Annotated in this window: 14 protein-coding genes; 9 read left to right on the forward strand and 5 right to left on the reverse strand. The window is 67.9% G+C overall.

The window, feature by feature from the left end:
• Positions 1 to 121 precede the first annotated feature (121 nt).
• Together ACFQY2_RS11375 and ACFQY2_RS11380 are read left to right on the forward strand one after the other, a co-directional pair.
• Entirely contained in the window at positions 122 to 1,468 is a 1,347-nt protein-coding gene (locus tag ACFQY2_RS11375; RefSeq protein ID WP_378745918.1) for a GH1 family beta-glucosidase, read from the forward strand.
• Positions 1,465 to 2,700, forward strand: a complete 1,236-nt coding sequence (locus ACFQY2_RS11380) for an MFS transporter (RefSeq protein WP_378745919.1) — start codon at positions 1,465 to 1,467, stop codon at positions 2,698 to 2,700. The genes ACFQY2_RS11375 and ACFQY2_RS11380 overlap by 4 nt, the downstream gene beginning before the upstream one ends.
• On the opposite strand, the gene ACFQY2_RS11385 is transcribed toward ACFQY2_RS11380, so the two are convergent.
• From ACFQY2_RS11385 to ACFQY2_RS11405, 5 genes are all read right to left on the reverse strand, one after another.
• Positions 2,651 to 3,373, reverse strand: a complete 723-nt coding sequence (locus ACFQY2_RS11385; RefSeq protein ID WP_378745921.1) for an alpha/beta fold hydrolase — start codon at positions 3,371 to 3,373, stop codon at positions 2,651 to 2,653. The genes ACFQY2_RS11380 and ACFQY2_RS11385 overlap by 50 nt on opposite strands.
• A gap of 88 nt (positions 3,374 to 3,461) precedes the next feature.
• The gene (locus tag ACFQY2_RS11390) at positions 3,462 to 5,177 is read right to left on the reverse strand and encodes an ABC transporter family substrate-binding protein (RefSeq protein ID WP_378745922.1); all 1,716 of its coding nucleotides are present in this window, start codon (positions 5,175 to 5,177) and stop codon (positions 3,462 to 3,464) included.
• Positions 5,178 to 5,319: 142 nt separating this feature from the next.
• On the reverse strand, positions 5,320 to 7,263 hold the full coding sequence (locus ACFQY2_RS11395) for a dipeptide ABC transporter ATP-binding protein (protein WP_378745923.1): 1,944 nt from the start codon (positions 7,261 to 7,263) through the stop codon (positions 5,320 to 5,322).
• Positions 7,260 to 8,180 (reverse strand): ABC transporter permease, encoded by a 921-nt coding sequence (locus ACFQY2_RS11400; protein ID WP_378745924.1) that lies wholly within the window; start codon positions 8,178 to 8,180, stop codon positions 7,260 to 7,262. Before ACFQY2_RS11400 ends, ACFQY2_RS11395 begins: the two co-directional genes overlap by 4 nt.
• A gap of 13 nt (positions 8,181 to 8,193) precedes the next feature.
• On the reverse strand, positions 8,194 to 9,177 hold the full coding sequence (locus ACFQY2_RS11405) for an ABC transporter permease (RefSeq protein ID WP_378745925.1): 984 nt from the start codon (positions 9,175 to 9,177) through the stop codon (positions 8,194 to 8,196).
• Between the two features lie 256 nt (positions 9,178 to 9,433).
• Between ACFQY2_RS11405 and lepA the strand changes: the two genes are divergently transcribed.
• From lepA to ACFQY2_RS11440, 7 genes are all read left to right on the forward strand, one after another.
• Positions 9,434 to 11,302 carry a translation elongation factor 4 gene (gene lepA / locus ACFQY2_RS11410; RefSeq protein ID WP_378745926.1) on the forward strand — a complete coding sequence of 623 codons (1,869 nt, stop codon included), beginning with the start codon at positions 9,434 to 9,436 and terminating at the stop codon, positions 11,300 to 11,302.
• A 134-nt stretch (positions 11,303 to 11,436) separates the two neighbouring features.
• Positions 11,437 to 12,087, forward strand: a complete 651-nt coding sequence (locus ACFQY2_RS11415; protein ID WP_378745927.1) for a DUF1990 family protein — start codon at positions 11,437 to 11,439, stop codon at positions 12,085 to 12,087.
• Positions 12,087 to 13,322 (forward strand): radical SAM family heme chaperone HemW, encoded by a 1,236-nt coding sequence (gene hemW, locus ACFQY2_RS11420; RefSeq protein WP_378745928.1) that lies wholly within the window; start codon positions 12,087 to 12,089, stop codon positions 13,320 to 13,322. Before ACFQY2_RS11415 ends, hemW begins: the two co-directional genes overlap by 1 nt.
• An 84-nt stretch (positions 13,323 to 13,406) precedes the next feature.
• Entirely contained in the window at positions 13,407 to 14,450 is a 1,044-nt protein-coding gene (hrcA, locus tag ACFQY2_RS11425) for a heat-inducible transcriptional repressor HrcA (protein WP_378745929.1), read from the forward strand.
• Between the two features lie 43 nt (positions 14,451 to 14,493).
• Positions 14,494 to 15,603: a molecular chaperone DnaJ gene (gene dnaJ, locus ACFQY2_RS11430; RefSeq protein WP_378745930.1), complete on the forward strand. Its 1,110-nt coding sequence runs from the start codon at positions 14,494 to 14,496 to the stop codon at positions 15,601 to 15,603.
• A 34-nt stretch (positions 15,604 to 15,637) separates the two neighbouring features.
• Complete coding sequence (locus ACFQY2_RS11435) at positions 15,638 to 16,366, forward strand: 16S rRNA (uracil(1498)-N(3))-methyltransferase (RefSeq protein ID WP_378745931.1); 729 nt, start codon at positions 15,638 to 15,640, stop codon at positions 16,364 to 16,366.
• A gap of 77 nt (positions 16,367 to 16,443) precedes the next feature.
• A complete protein-coding gene (locus tag ACFQY2_RS11440) occupies positions 16,444 to 16,791 on the forward strand; it encodes an HIT domain-containing protein (RefSeq protein WP_378745932.1) in 348 nt (115 codons plus the stop codon).
• The last annotated feature ends 78 nt before the right edge of the window (positions 16,792 to 16,869 follow it).

Consider the following 16,869-nt stretch of genomic DNA (forward strand, 5'->3'; position numbering starts at 1 on the left):
ACTGCGGCCGAGTGCCGAAACGACGCGTTCCGCACGACCCGCGCGGGATTCAGTCGCGCAGATCGTGACACGGGGTGCAGAATCGAGGTCACACGAACGACGACGCAGTCAGAGGAGACCCATGACCTCCCCACAGCCCGCTGTCGGACTGCCGCCCCTGCGCTGGTCGACAGCCACGGCGGCCTTCCAGATCGAGGGTTCGCGCACCGCCGACGGCCGAGGTCGCTCGATCTGGGACGACTTCGTCGATCGGCCCGGTGCCGTCGTCGACGGGAGCACCGCGGAGCCCGCGTGCGACAGCTACCGGCGCACCGCCGATGACATCGAGCTCGTGGCCGGACTGGGCGTCGACCGGTACCGCTTCTCGATTCCGTGGGTGCGCATCCAGCCCGGTGGCGCCGGCCCCGCCCGTGTCGCCGCGCTCGATCACTACTCCCGGCTGGTCGACGGCCTCCTGGAGCGGGGTGTCACACCGTTCCCCACGCTGTACCACTGGGAGCTGCCCGTCGAGCTCGAAGCCGCCGGGGGCTGGATGACGCGTGACACGGCGGAGCGATTCGGCGACTATGCGACCCTCGTGGCCGATCGTCTGGGGGACAGGGTGCGCAGCTGGTACACGCTGAACGAACCCGCGATGACCACTCTGCAGGGGTACGGCATCGGCGAGCTCGCGCCGGGCCGGCAGCTGCTGTTCGACGCGCTGCCGACCGTGCACCACCAGCTGATGGCCCACGGCCTCGCTGCGGCGGCACTGCGTGCGGCTGGCGCCACGCAGGTCGGCCTCACGAACAACCACACCCGGGTGCTGCCCGCCAGCGCGTCCGAGTCGGACCTCCTGGCCGCGTTCATGTACGACACGATCCACAACCGGATGTTCTCGGAGCCTCTGCTGGCCGGCGTCTACCCCGACATCGAGGCGCTCGGTCTGCCGGCGATGCCGGTGCGGGACGGCGACATGCGGCTGATTGCCGCGCCGCTGGATTTCTACGGCGTCAACTTCTACAACCCCACGACGGTCGCCGCGGCGCCCGGCGAGGCACCCCTGCCGTTCGAGCTGCTGCCGACGCCGGATGCGCCGGTGACCGGATTCGGCTGGCCCATCGTTCCGGATGCACTGCGCGACCTTCTCCTGGATCTCGCCCACCGGCATCCCGCCATGCCGCCCATCGTGATCGGCGAGAACGGCGCGTCCTTCCCCGAGCCGAGCGAGGCCGGCCCGGTGCAGGACGACCAGCGCATCGCCTACCTGAGCGCGCATATCGCGGCCGTCGAGGAGGCGAGGGCTCAGGGCGTACGCGTGGAGGAGTACACGGTGTGGTCGCTGCTGGACAACTTCGAGTGGGCGGACGGGTACACACAGCGCTTCGGACTCGTGCACGTGGACTTCGACTCCGGCATCCGCACACCGAAGGCCTCGTACGCCTGGTACCGGGACCTCATCCGGGCCGTGCGGGGGGACGCCCGATGACCGGTACGGCGCGCGTCGGCTCCGGGTGGATGACCCTGTTCACCCTCGCCTGGCTCGCGATCTGGACAGTGCAGTTGACGCCTGTGCAGCTGCTGCTGCCCCTGCAGCTGGACACGGCCGAGGAGGACTGGATCCGCGGTGTCGTCTCCTCCGGCGTGGTGCTCGGCGTCGGCGGTCTCGCCGGGATCATCGCCGGACCGCTGGTCGGCGCGCTCTCGGACAGGTCACGGTCCTCCCGAGGGCGTCGCCGTCCCTGGGCGCTCGTGGGCGTGTGGGTCGCGGCGGGGTTCCTCGTGCTCACCGGGTTCGCACAGGGACCGTGGCTCGTGGGCGCATGCTGGGTGGGCGTGTCGATCGGCGTCTCGGTCGCATCCGCTGCGTTCACCGCACTGATTGCAGATCAGCTTCCGCCGTCCCAGCGCGGTGCGGCCTCCTCCGCCGTGGGATCCAGCCAGGCGGTCGGAATCGTCCTGGGCGCCGGGCTGGTGGTGCTGCTGGGTCTCGGAGTCCTCGCCGGATACCTCCTGCTGGCCGCCGTCATCGCCGTCGTGGGTACGTCTGCCGCCCTGCTGCTGCCGGATCCTCCTGCCACGGCATCCGATCTGCCTCCGCGCTCGGGGACGCGTCCGCGCCTCGCCTCGCTGCGTGATCGGGATTTCGCCTGGATGCTGTCGGGACGGCTCGTCGTCAACATCGGCAACGCGCTCGGCACGGCGCTGTTCCTCTTCTTCCTGCTGCATGGGCTGGATCAGCCGAGCGCTCAGGCGCAGGACAACCTGCTGCTGCTGATCGTGGTGTACACGGTGTTCGTCGTGGTCGCTTCGGTGTTCACCGGCATCCTCTCCGACCGCACTGGTCGGCGGCGCCGACTGACGGTCGCAGCCACCTTCGTGCAGGCGGCCTCCGGGGTGGTGATCGTCCTCCAGCCCACCTTCGAGATGACGCTCGTCGCGGCAGCGCTGATGGGAGTCGGTTACGGCGCCTTCTCGACCGTGGGCCTCGCCTTCGCCACCGACCTGCTGCCGGATGCGCAGGATCACGGTCGTGACCTGGGGATCGTCAACGTCACGGCGGCGCTGGGTCAGCTGATCGGCCCCGTGCTGGGTGCCGCGCTCGTCGCGATGGTCGGCGGGTTCTGGCTGGTCTTCCTGATGGCCGCCGTGCTCTCGGTCGTCGGAGGCCTCATGACCGCTCGCGCACGACAGCCACTGCCACTCCCAGCACCGCGTTGAACACCTCGGGGCGCATGGCTGTGACCAGGTGCGTGGTGCGCGGTACCACGACCAGCTCGGCGTGCGGCGCGAGCCGGCGGAATAGTGCCTCATGGGTGCGCAGCTGGTCGTACTGCCCGTTCACGAACCACAGCGGCACCCGGATGCGGGCGACCGCCGCGGCGAGATCCAGTGATGACAGACTCCGGAGGGCGGTCGCCTGCGCGTCGAGGGCGTAGCCGCCCGCCGCATAGTCGGCCCGCGTCTCGGCGGGGATCGTCGCGGCGAGCATCCGCTCGGTGACCCAGAGCCCGCGCCGAGGCAGACGGTCCACCGCACCGGCGAGGGCGCGGTACGCGCCCAGAGCCGCACCCCGCGGAAGCGCGGTGCAGGACGCCGCGAGCAGCCCGGCGACCGGGGGAGGCTCTGCGGAGCCGGTGTACTCGAGCGAGAGCAGACCGCCCATCGAATGCCCGACCAGCAGCACCCGGCCCTGCCGGGCCGCGTCGCGCACGGCCGAGTCGATGGTGAGCAGCGCGCCCTCCAGAGTGAAGGCCTCCGCCATCCGGCTGCCGTGTCCCGGCAGGTCGACGGCGTGCGCCGGGATGCCGTGCTCGTCGAGCCACGCCACCTGCGACCGCCACATGGTCGCGGAGGTGCGGATGCCATGTACGAGAACGACCTGGACAGCCACACTCCCAGCATAGGAAAGCGGGGCCGGTGGATGAACCACCGGCCCCGCTCGCGATCGCCGGGCCGAAGCTCAGCGGATCAGATAAGGATTACTTCTCCCAGCCCACGTTCTCCACCGGCTGCACGCCGAAGAGGTCCAGGCCCACGTAGGGCTCGGGGGTCAGGTTGGCCAGACCCTTCTTGGCTGCGGAGATCGACGGACCGTTGTAAAGCGGGATGATGCCCCACTCCTGGTAGATCTCGGCCTCGAGCTTCATCGCTGCCTCGGTCTGCTTGACCGGGTCGCTGATGGACTCGACCTCGTCGTGGATCCTCTGGTCGGTCTCGGCGTTCTGCACACCGGACAGGTTCAGACCCTGGTCCTGACCGTACAGCTGGAAGAACCAGGCCGCACCGAACGGGTCGGACGAAGTGAACCGCAGACCTGCGACGTCCCAGTTCTTGGAGTTGTAGTCCTCGGCGAACTTGTTGGAGGGGCGGACATCGATCTTGAGCTCGATTCCGACCTCCTTCACCGACTTCTGCATCGACTGCGCGAGCGCAGCCTGCGTCGGGTCGTCGCTGAAGACGGGGTACGTGACCGAGAGCTTCACGCCGTCCTTCTCGCGGATGCCGTCGGAGCCCTTCTCCCAGCCGGCGTCATCGAGGATCTTGTTCGCGGCGTCCGGGTCGTACTTCCAGCCCGCCTTCTCGAGCGAGTTGCTGTAGCCGGGCTGGAACGAGAACAGAGTCAGAGAACCAGCCGGGTCCTCCGTGTAGTCCAGGCCGTTCCACGCGATCTTCTTCTGCTGCTCGATGTTGATCGCCATGAAGAACGCCTTGCGAACCTCGACGTCCTTGAACTGCGGCTTCTCGGCGTCGACCTCGAGGATCGTGTTTGCGGTCTGCTGAGCGCGGTGGATCGTGATGTCCTTCATGTCCGCGACCTGTGCGAGGCGGTCCTTGGTCGCCACGCCGACCGTGTCGATCTCGCCGTTCTTGAAGGCGTTGATCGAGGCCTGTGCGTCCATGCCCTTGAAGGTGACCTCATCGAGCAGGGGCTTGTCGCCCCACCACTTGTCGTTCGGCTTGAACGAGACGAAGTCCGTGTTCGCGTCGAACTTGTCGATGGTGTACGGGCCGGCACCCCACTCGGGGTGCGGGTTGTCGATCATCGCGGTGTTGAAGGTCTCGGGGTCGGCGAGCTTCGGGTGGATGACGCCGCCGTTGAACGGCATCTGCGGCCAGGCGAACTCGCTCTTGAAGGTGACGATCGCGGTCTTGGGCGTGTCGCCCTGCTCGACCTTCTCGATCTCCTTGTAGCCGTCGATCGCGTTCGGGACGAAGCCCTCATCGTTCGAGCGGTTGGCCTTCCACGTGGCGTCGATGGCGGTCCAGTCCATCGGGGTGCCGTCGTTCCAGGTCGCCTTGTCGGTGAAGGTGAAGGTGAGGACCGTCTTGCCGTCCTTGACCTCGTCCTTCCACTCGTCGAGGTAGTTGTCGTTCTTGTAGAGCGTGCCGTCCGGCTTCATCAGGATGATCTGCGGCATGTACCAGGCAGCGACGCGCGCGGTGTCGGCACTGGCGTCACCGTTGAACGCGTTCAGCTGCTCCGGGATCTCGTTGATCGGGAAGTTGACGGTGCCGCCCTGCTTGAGGTTCTCGCGCGGCTGCGGGTTGTAGTCCGCGGCCTGCGTCTCGGGGGCCTTGTCGCCGCCCTTGTCGCCGCCGTCACCGGTGTTGCCGGTGTTGGCTGCACACCCGCTCAGTGCGAGTGCGAAAGCGCCGGTTAGTGCCAGCGCTCCCATCAGCTTGTGCTGCTTCATGGTGCTCCTTTCGCCTTTCGGCGTGTCATAAGGGGAAGATTAGTTCGCGTCGCGATGCGTTCGCGGCGACGACGAGTGAATCGTGACTAACCGTTATCGGACGGTGACCCGACGGTTACCTGACCGACATATCGGATGATTCTCAGACAGTCGCGGGCCGCGTGCTCATGCTCTCGGCGTCGAAGATCACGCGCTGGCGCGTGCGCTCGATGTCGGGGTCCGGCACGGGGATCGCCGACAGCAGAGCCTGCGTGTACGGGTGCTTCGGGTTCTCGAAGACCTCGTCGACGTCACCGTGCTCGACGAACTCGCCGAGGTACATCACGGCGACACGGTCGGCGATGTGGCGGATGACAGAGAGGTCGTGCGCCACGAAGAGGTACGAGAGACCGAGCTTCGCCTTGAGCTCGTCGAGCAGGTTGATGACGCCGGCCTGGATCGACACGTCCAGGGCGGACACCGGCTCGTCCAGCACCACGATCTTCGGGTTCGTCGACAGTGCGCGAGCGATGCCGATGCGCTGTCTCTGACCGCCGGAGAAGGCACCGGGGAAGCGATCGCGGTGCGCCGGATTCAGGCCCACCAGATCCATCAGCTCCTGCACGCGCGTCTGGATCTCGTCGCGGGGCATCCCGATGGCCTGCATCGGTTCTGCGATGATGTCGGTCACCGTCATGCGCGGATCCAGGGCGCCCATCGGGTCCTGGAAGACGATCTGGATGTCGTGGCGCAGTTCCCGCTCGAGCTTCCTGTTGTGCAGTCCGTTGACACTGGTGCCGGCGATGATGATGTCGCCGTCCTCCTGCTTCTCGAAGTTCATGATCTCGAGGAGCGTGGTCGTCTTGCCGGAACCGGACTCGCCGACGATGGCCATGGTCTCGCCCTCGCGGACATCGAAGCTGATGCCCTTGACGGCGTGCACCTCGCCCACCTTGCGCTTGAACAGCGCGCCTTTGAGCAGGGGGAACGTCTTCACCATGTTGCGGACCTCGAGGGTGACCGGCCGCTGCTCGCGGGGGACGCGGGTGAGCTCGCTCTCCGGAATCACGACGGGCGGGTACACCGGCAGCCCGCCGATGAGCCCGTCATCGTCGATCTGATCCGCCCGGATGCAGGCGGCCTCATGGAATTCGCCACCGCTGGTGACCACCGGTTCGAGGTCGGGTTCGCGTCGCACGCAGGCGTCGATCGCGATCGGGCAGCGCGAGGCGAACGGGCAGGCGTCCGGCAGATCGATCAGCAGGGGCGGGTTGCCCTTGATCGGGATCAGCGGCTCCTTCTCGGCCTTGTCCACCCGGGGAATCGCGCCCAGGAGACCGATCGAGTAGGGCATCCGGGTGTTGTGGAACAGTTCGTGCGCGGCCGCGTGCTCGACAGGCTTGCCTGCGTACATGACCATGACGTCGTCCGCGGTGCGCGCGACCACGCCCATGTCGTGGGTGATCATGATCACCGCGGCGCCGGTCTCGTCCTGAGCCTTCTCGATCAGATCGAGGATCTGCGCCTGGATGGTGACGTCCAGGGCCGTGGTGGGCTCGTCGCAGATGATCAGCCGCGGGTTGTTCGCCATGGCGATGGCGATCACGACGCGCTGACGCATGCCGCCGGAGAATTCGTGCGGGAAGGACTTCATCCGCCGCTCCGGGTTGGTGATGCCCACGACGGTGAGCAGTTCGAGCGACCGCTCCCAGGCCTCCTTCTTGGAGAGTCCGCGGTGCACGGTCAACGCCTCGACGAGCTGATCGCCGATGGTGAAGACGGGCGTGAGCGAGGTCAGCGGGTCCTGGAAGACCATGGCCATGCCGTTGCCGCGGATCATCGACATCTGCTTGTCGGACTTGCCGAGCAGCTCCTGGCCCTCGAACTGGACGGAGCCGGTGACCTTCGCGTTCTCGTCGAGCAGGCCCATGATGGCGAGTGACGTGACGGACTTGCCGGAGCCGGATTCGCCGACGATTCCGAGCGTCTTACCGGCCTCGAGGTCGAAGGAGACGCCGCGGACCGCGTCGACGCGCCCGGCCTCGGAGGCGAAGCTGACCGTGAGGTCGCGGACGGAGAGGACGATGTTCGTGGTGGGGGTGCTCATGCGCGGCCTCCAGCCGACGAGGTGGGATCGAAGGCATCGCGCAGGCCGTCCGCGATCAGCGCCATCGAGACGGTGAGCAGGGTCAGCGCCAGGGCGGGGAAGTAGAACAGCCAGGGTGCGCTCGTGACGCTGGCGGCGCCGTACCCGATCAGCGAACCGAGCGAGACATCGGGGAGCTTCACGCCGAACCCGATGAACGACAGGCCCGTCTCGGTCATCACCGCGCTCACGACGCCGAGCGTGAAGTTGATCACGAGGAGTGAGCCGATGTTCGGGACCAGGTGGCGCAGCACGATGCGCATTCCGGAGACGCCCATGTAACGGGCAGCGTCGACGTACTCGCGCTCGCGCAGCGACAGGGCCAGCGTCCAGATGACGCGGGCGGGGAAGAACCAGCTCACGAAGATCATCGCGAGGGAGATCACCCGCCAGTCCCCACCGGCGTCATTGGAGATCAGAGCGAGGATCAGGAAGGTCGGCACCACCATGAGGAAGTGGATGACGATCAGGGTGATCTGCTCGACCCGGCCGCGGAAGTACGCGGCGGCCGTACCCACCACGGCGGACAGGACGGTGACGCCGATCGACACGGTGAGAGCGATCATCAGCGAGCGCTGCAGTCCCACGGCGGTCTGCAGCCAGTTGTCGTTGCCTGCCGCGTTGGTGCCGAACCAGTGCTCGGAGGAGGGGCCCGTGCTGAGGTTCAGGAAGTCCTGATCGTCGATCTTGTAGGGCGTCAGAAGGGGGACGACGATCGAGTAGATCACCATCAGGATGAAGATGATTACGCCGGCCACGGCCGGCTTGTTGCGCATGAAGCGGCGCGTGTACAGCGTCCACTTGCTCAGCTGCTTGGCGGGGACGCGCTCGTCGGTCGTCTGGGGGCCGACCTGCGGCTGCACGGTGGGGTCGATCATGTCGGTGCTCATATCAGCTCACCCTCACTCGCGGGTCGAGGACGACGACGGCGATGTCGGCGAGCAGGGCGCCGATGGCGGTCAGCACGGCGCCGAAGGCGGCGACGGCGACCACGCCGTGCACGTCGTTTCCGTTGATGGTGGTCAGGAAGTATCGGCCCATGCCCTGCCAGGCGAAGATGGTCTCTGTCAGGATCGCGCCGGTGAAGATCGCCGGGATCGAGAACGCCACCTGCGTGGCGACGGGGATGAGCGAGGTCCGCAGCGCGTGCCGGCGGATGGCCTGCTGCTTGGTCAGTCCCTTCGCGCGTGCGGTGCGCACGTAATCCGCGCTGATGTTGTCCAGCAGCAGGGTGCGCTGCAGGAAGTGATACTGGGCGTAGCCGATGATGACCAGGGCGATGGTCGGCAGGATGAGATGCTGCAGCGCGTCGATGATCACCGGGAAGAACCCGGTCACTCCCTCGGTCGAGGATCCGGTCACGTAGAAGACGCGGGTTCCGACCCAGTTGTTGAAGTTGATGGCGAGGATCACCACCGCGAGGCCGGCGACGATGATGTTGATGTTCATCGTGACGATGGAGACGCCCTGCCAGATGCGGTCACCCAGCTTGTACTGGCGGGATGCGGTGTAGACGCCGATCCAGATGCCCAGCAGCGTTGCGATGATCGTGGCGCCGAGCACGAGCTCCGCGCTGACCCACATGCGGAACGCCACCTGATCGTTCACCGAGCCGCCGGTCGGGCTCACCCCCCAGTTCCACTGGAAGATGATGCCGGAGAACCAGGTCCACCACCGCTCGATCAGCGGGACGGTCGCGTCGAGATTGCGCGGGCGGAGCAGGTTCTCGATCTGCTCGGGGCTCATCGGTGGCTTTCGGCCGACGTAGTTGCTGTGCGGATCGAGGAACGACCAGGCCAGGAAATAGGTGACGTTGGTCGCGACCACGATCATCAGCAGCCAGCCGAGTGTCCGGCGCACGAGATACTTGATCAAGGTGGTGATTCTTTCTCTTCTACAGCACGCGCGGGATCTGCCGACGCAACGCTGGGTCGGGATGATATTCAAGCATCATCCGCGCGATTACGCACACCGACAGCGCGGCCGGCTGTGATGGAGTCCTGAGCATCGCGACACTCGGTGTCACGACGGGCGGGCAACTTCGCGAGACTATCACCGGTATCTCCGAATGGGGTTTTCCGCACCCGACTCGTAGACTTGGCAGAACCCTTCCGGCCGCCTCAAGGACCACATGTCACCCCGCGCTATCACCCCGTTGTCGCCGTCGGCGACGCCCGCCACGCAGATCCGCAACTTCTGCATCATCGCTCACATCGACCACGGCAAGTCGACCCTGGCCGATCGGATGCTGCAGATCACGGGTGTGGTCGCCGACCGCGACATGCGCGCCCAGTATCTCGACCGGATGGACATCGAGCGCGAGCGCGGGATCACGATCAAGAGCCAGGCCGTGCGGATGCCGTGGCAGGTGGCCGCAGACGCGGCGGCGGGCCCGCAGACGTTCGCGCTGAACATGATCGACACGCCGGGGCACGTCGACTTCACCTATGAGGTGTCGCGCTCGCTGGCGGCCTGCGAAGGCGCGATCCTTCTCGTCGACGCCGCGCAGGGCATCGAGGCGCAGACGCTGGCCAACCTGTATCTCGCGCTCGAGAACGATCTGACCATCATCCCGGTCCTGAACAAGATCGACCTGCCGGCTGCCGACCCCGACAAGTTCGCGAAGGAGCTCGCCGATCTGATCGGCGGACGCCCCGAGGACGTGATGCGAGTGTCCGGCAAGACCGGCGTCGGCGTGGAGGACCTGCTCGACAGGATCGTGCAGGAGATCCCCGCCCCGGTCGGCGACGCCGATGCTCCGGCGCGGGCGATGATCTTCGACTCCGTCTACGACGCCTACCGGGGCGTCGTCACCTATGTGCGCATGGTGGATGGAAACCTCTCGCCGCGCGAGCGCATCCAGATGATGTCGACCCAGGCGACGCACGACCTGCTGGAGATCGGCGTGTCGAGCCCGGAACCGATCCCGTCCGAAGGTCTCGGCGTGGGAGAGGTGGGCTACCTGATCACGGGCGTGAAGGACGTCCGGCAGTCGAAGGTCGGTGACACGGTCACGACGGCGCGCGGGGCGGCATCCGAAGCGCTCCCGGGCTACACCGATCCCAAGCCGATGGTGTTCTCGGGTGTCTACCCGATCGACGGCAGCGACTACGGCGATCTGCGGGAGGCGCTCGACAAGCTGAAGCTCTCCGACGCATCCCTGCAGTACGAGCCGGAGACCTCCGTGGCGCTCGGCTTCGGCTTCCGCTGCGGCTTCCTCGGTCTGCTGCACCTGGAGATCATCACCGAGCGGCTCTCGCGCGAGTTCGGGCTCGACCTGATCACGACGGCGCCGAGCGTGATCTACGAGGTCATGACCGACGCGGGCGAGGCCGTCACCGTCACGAACCCGAGCGAGTATCCGGACGGGCGTGTGGCATCGGTAGCCGAGCCGATGGTCAAGGCGGCGATCCTGCTGCCCAAGGACTATGTCGGCACCGTCATGGAGCTGTGCCAGTCCCGACGCGGCTCGCTGCTGGGCATGGAGTACTTCAGCGAGGAGCGCGTCGAACTGCGGTACATGATGCCGCTCGGCGAGATCGTGTTCGACTTCTTCGACCATCTCAAGTCGCGGACCCAGGGCTATGCCTCGCTGGACTACGAGCCCGCCGGCGTGCAGACAGCCGACCTCGTCAAGGTGGACGTGCTGCTTCAGGGCGACAAGGTCGATGCGTTCAGTGCGATCGTGCACCGCGACAAGGCGTACGCGTACGGCACCCTCATGACCGAGCGCCTGCGCAAGCTCATTCCCCGACAGAACTTCGAAGTGCCGATCCAGGCGGCCATCGGCGCGCGGATCATCGCGCGCGAGACGATCCGCGCCCTCCGCAAGGACGTGCTGGCCAAGTGCTACGGCGGCGACATCAGCCGCAAGCGCAAGCTGCTCGAGAAGCAGAAGGAGGGCAAGAAGCGCATGAAGATGGTCGGCAGGGTCGAAGTTCCCCAGGAGGCGTTCATCGCCGCCCTGTCCGGCGACGTCGAGGGGAAGGACAAGAAGTAGCCCTTCGATTCCCGCGCTCCACGCTGAGCGCCGCTTCGGGTCGCTGTGAGCCTCGGGGCGCGTGGGCCCGGCGCAGGGACCACCACGGGCGGGTCGTGATGTCCCGTCCAGGTGCGTCCCGTAGTGTTGAACCCATGCGTCGCGGGACATTCCGAGAAGGTACGGTGGACTACGCCGCGGTCGGGGCGACTCACGCCCCCGATCTCATGCAGTATCCGCCGGAGCACAGCATCCCCGCTGAGGACTCGTGGCGGATCGGCAGCGGGGAGGACCGCTTCCGGACAGCGGCCGAGGCGCTGCTGTCGTGGACGGCGCAGCGGGCGGCCGGACTGCAGCTGAGCGACGTGCGCCCCGAGTCGGGCGCCGCGTACACCGGCGTCAGCTTCGACGCGGAGGGCACGCCGATCGCCCCCAACCGCACTCAGCTGGAGCAGCGCTTCGATGCCGAGGGCACCCCGTTCGCGGCACCGGGCATGACGCTGCGGCTGCGTGGGCGTGTCAAGGGAATGCGCGCGGATGCCGAGCTGCGGGTGATCTCGGTCACCGAGGAGCGCCGCCGGGTCGGCTTCGTGCTGGGCACGCTGGGCGGATCCGTGGTGAGAGGCGAGGAGTCCTTCGATATCGAGTGGCGCGAGGCGACCGACGAGGTCTGGTTCACCGTGCGCGCCTTCGACGCCCCGGCTTCGCTGCTCTACCGCCTGCCCGGTCTGGTGCGTCGACGTCGACGCGAGCTCTTCGCCCGCTACCTGCGTGCGATCTCGCCGCTGTACGCGACGCCGATCTGATGGCAGGGCCGCTACCGCTGGGCGATCCGGCGCCGACGGACGGCAGGCTGCCCGCGGACCTGCACGTCGACACGACGACGCCGTTCTCCGCCTACCTGCACGTGCCGTTCTGCCGCGTCCGCTGCGGGTACTGCGACTTCAACACGTACACCGCCACCGAGTTGCGCGGCGCGCGCCAGGACCAGTACGCCGACACGCTCATCCACGAGATCGAGTTGGCGCGGCGGGTGCTCGACGAGGCCGGCGCGCTGCGTCCGATGGACACGGTCTTCTTCGGCGGCGGCACGCCCACTCTTCTGCCCGCCGGTGATCTCGCGCGCATGCTGCACGCAGCATCCGAGGCCTTCGGGATCCGCGACGGCGCCGAGGTGACCGTCGAGGCGAATCCGGACACGGTGACTCCGGAGGTGGTGCAGACACTGCGGGAAGCCGGCGTGAACCGACTCTCCATCGGCATGCAGTCCGCCGTCCCGCACGTACTCGCGGCACTGGATCGCACGCACCGTCCCGAGAACGTGGACACCGCGGTCCAGGCGGCGCGCAGCGCCGGCCTGGATGTCAGCGTCGACCTCATCTACGGAGCCCCCGGGGAATCGCTGTCGGACTGGGAACAGTCCCTGGACGCCGCCCTCGCGCTGGAGCCGGACCATATCTCCGCCTACGCACTCATCATCGAGGACGGCACGAAACTCGCCAGGCAGATCCGGCGGGGCGAAGTACCCGCCCCGGATGACGACCTGCAGGCCGACATGTACGAGGCCGCCGATCAGCGACTCGCCGCCGCCGGATTCGACTGGTACGAGGTGAGCAACTGGGCGCGCCGGTCCGCGGACCCGCAGGTGGACCATCGTTCGCTGCACAACATGGCGTACTGGCGGGGTGCGGATTGGTGGGGCTTCGGGCCCGGCGCGCACAGTCACGTCGCCGGTCTGCGCTGGTGGAATGTCAAGCATCCTGCGGCGTACGCGCAGCGACTCGGCTCCGGGGACTCTCCCGCCGCCGGCCGCGAACAGCCGGACACTCGCGCGCGCACCCTGGAGCGCGTGCTGCTGCAGAGCCGTCTCGCCGAGGGTCTTCCGATCTCGGAGATCGCGGAGGACTACCGAGTCCGGGTGGCCGAACTGATCTCCGACGGGCTCATCGACCCGGCATCCGCGCTGCGCGACGACCGGGTGCGCCTCACGCTGCGTGGCCGCCTGCTCGCGGATGCGGTCGTCCGGGCGCTCACCGAGTAGCGGGTTCACGGCCTGCAGGGCTCAGGAATCGGCAGCGGGGTAGGATTGGCACTCGGAAGGTCGGAGTGCCAGCGGGGAGGGATCATGGTCACAGAACGAGGACTCGAGGTTCTCCGTGCGATCGTTCAGGATTACGTCGCCACGCACGAGCCCGTCGCCAGCAAGTCGATCGTCGAGCGGCATGCGTTCGGTGTCTCGGCCGCGACGATCCGCAACGACATGGCCCTGCTCGAGGACGAGGACCTCATCGAGGCGCCGCACACCTCGTCCGGACGCGTTCCGACGGACAAGGGCTACCGCGTCTTCGTGAACCACCTCTCGCAGGTGCGGCCGCTCTCGACCGGGCAGCGCAATGCCATCGAATCGTTCCTCACCGATCCCGCCGACCTGGACGACCTCATGGCGCGCACGGTACGCGTGCTGACCCAGCTCACCGGTCAGGTCGCGCTGGCGCAGTATCCGTCGTTCGCGCGAGCCAGCATCACGCACATCGAGCTCGTCGCCCTCGCCCCGAATCGGATGCTGGTCGTGCTGGTGACCGATGCGGGCGGCGTCTCCCAGCGCATCGCGCCGCTGCCCATCCTCCTCGACGACGAGGACGTGGCGGTGCTGCGCGCGCAGCTCGCGTCGCTCATCACCGGGCGCGCTGTCGGCGAGGCCTCGGACCGCATGCAGCTGCTCATCGACGCGGAGCAGGCGACGGCGATTCCGCGACTGCATCCGGCACTCGTCGTGCTGGCCGGGGTGATCTCCGAGGAACTGGCCGAGTTCCGTCAGGAGCGGCTCGTGATGGCGGGAGCCGCCACGCTCGCCCGCCGCGAGCAGGACTTCCGCGGCAGCATCCATCCCCTCCTCGAGGCGATCGAGGAGCAGGTGACCCTGCTGCGGCTGATGAGCGAGATGGTGACCGACGAGCACGGGCTCGCGACCAGCATCGGCACCGAGAACGCCCCTTTCGGGCTCGGGGACGCGTCTTTCGTCGCCAGCAACTACGCCGCGCCCAGCGGCACCGCACGCGTCGGTGTGATGGGGCCGACGCGCATGGACTATCCGAGCAACCTCGCGGCGGCCCGAGCCGTGGCGCGCTACCTGTCGCGCATGCTCGAAGAAGACGGCACCGGACGCTGAGGCGTCGGGTGGAAGACATTCACGCACACGCAGAAAGGTGATCGTGGCGGATCATTACGAAGTACTCGGGGTCTCCCGTGACGCATCGCAGGACGAGATCAAGAAGGCGTATCGCAAACTCGCCCGACAGCTGCATCCCGACGTGAACCCGGGTGAGGACGCGTCCGAGCGGTTCAAGCTCGTGACGCACGCCTACGACGTGCTCAGCGACGACGAATCCCGCCGTCGCTACGACATGGGAGGCGACGACAGCAACGGCTTCGGCGGTTTCGGCGGCTTCGGGGACATCTTCGAGACGTTCTTCGGCGCCGCGGGTGGAGGCGGCCGTGCGGCCCGCCCGCGGTCGCGTCGCGAACGCGGCGAGGACGCGCTGGTGCGCCTGGATCTCGACCTCGGCGACGTCGTCTTCGGCGTGCACCGGGACATCGAGGTCGATACGGCCGTGCTCTGCGAGACCTGCAACGGCAGCTGCTGTCAGCCCGGCACCTCTCCGGTGACCTGCGACGTCTGCGGCGGATCCGGACACGTCCAGCGCCAGGTGCGCAGCCTGCTGGGCAACGTCATCACGACGCAGCCGTGCGGCAGCTGCGAGGGCTTCGGCACGAGGATCGAGTCCCCCTGCGGCGCCTGTGCCGGTCAGGGGCGCGTGCGCACACGGCGCACCGTCGCTCTCGACATCCCTGCCGGCGTCGAGACGGGACTGCGGCTGCAGCTGCCGGGTTCCGGCGCCGTGGGCAGGGCGGGCGGTCCGAACGGAGACCTGTACATCGAGGTCACCGTCGCCCCGCATCCGGTGTTCAGCCGGGAGGGCGACGACCTGCTGGCCACCCTCGAGGTGTCCATGACGGATGCGATCCTCGGCACCACGACGACCATCGAGGGTCTGGACGGGCCGGTCGATCTCGAAGTGCGCACGGGAGTGCAGTCCGGTGACGTGCTGACGATCAGCGGCCGCGGGATCACGCCGCTGCGCGGCAGCCAGCGCGGCGACCTCCGCGTGGGCGTGCAGGTGCTGACCCCGACCCGGCTGGATTCCGCGCAGCGCAAGCTGATCGAGGAGTTCGCGAAGAAGACCAAGGCGCCGGAGCCCAGACTGTCCCAGTTCCAGCAGGGCCTGTTCTCGAAACTGCGCGATCGCTTCCGCAGCCACTGAGCTCACTGACCGCCGGACCCCGATCGGAGCCGACATGGCCCTGCACTTCATCGTTCCCGACTGCGCGGACGCCGCGATCGGCGACCTCATCTCCCTGACCGGCACCGAAGCCAAGCACGCGTCGGTCGTGCGCCGGGTCCGGGTGGGGGAGACCATCACGCTCGGCGACGGGAAGGGCACGTGGCTGGAGGGGACGGTCGACGACGTCTCCGCGTCGCGGGTGACGGTGCGGGTCGGCTCGCGCAGCACCCAGGAGGTCCCCGAGTCCCGTCTCGTGCTCGCGCAGGCGCTGGCGAAAGGCGATCGCGATGAACTCGCGGTGCAGGCCGCATGCGAGCTCGGCGTCGACCAGGTCATCCCGTGGCAGGCCGCTCGCAGCGTCTCGCGCTGGGAGGGCCCGAAGGCAGCGAAGGGACGTGAGCGCTGGGCGAACATCGTCCGCGAGGCGGCGAAGCAGGCCCACCGCGCCTGGGTTCCCGACGTCACCGCGGTGGAGACGACCGCGCAGCTGGCGGTGCGTGCTGCGGATGCCAGGATGCTGGTGCTCGATCCGTGGGCTCCCACGCGGCTGTCCGCCGTCGTGCCGGACGGGCGCGACATCCTCCTGGTGGTGGGCCCCGAAGGCGGCATCGCCCCGGAGGAGCTGGAGCGGCTGGAGGCGTCGGGCGGCGAGCGGGTCAAGCTCGGAGACACCGTGCTGCGCACGTCGACCGCGGGTCCCGCGGCGATCGCGGTGCTCTCCGGCATCCTCGGCCGCTGGTGACCCTTCGACAGGCCCAGGGACCGTTCGACGGCCCAGGGACCCGCCGACAGGCTCACGGACCCGGATAAGCTGAATCCATGACAGAGCCCTCCATCTTCACCCGCATCCGGAACGGGGAGATCCCCGGCGAGCTCGTCGCGGAGACCGAGCGGGTCTTCGCCATCCGGGACATCGATCCGCAGGCGCCCGTGCACCTTCTCGTCATCCCCAAGACCGAGCAGTACCGCGACGTCACCGAGCTGGCCGCAGGAGACCCCGGTCTGCTGGCCGAGGTGGTCACCGTCGCCCAGCAGCTCGCGACCGAGCACGCGAACGGCGAGTACCGGCTCATCTTCAACAAGGGCGCCAGCGCCGCACAGTCCGTCTTCCACGTGCACGCGCACGTGCTCGCCGACATCGAGAAGGGCAAGCTCGTTGGCTTCTGACACCGCACCATCCTCCGACGACGGGGCCGCGCATTTCCCCGCCCAGCCGGAGCGAACCGAGCGCATCTACGCCGACGG

The organism is Microbacterium sp. GCM10027623 (assembly GCF_042666935.1).
Classification (GTDB): domain Bacteria; phylum Actinomycetota; class Actinomycetes; order Actinomycetales; family Microbacteriaceae; genus Microbacterium.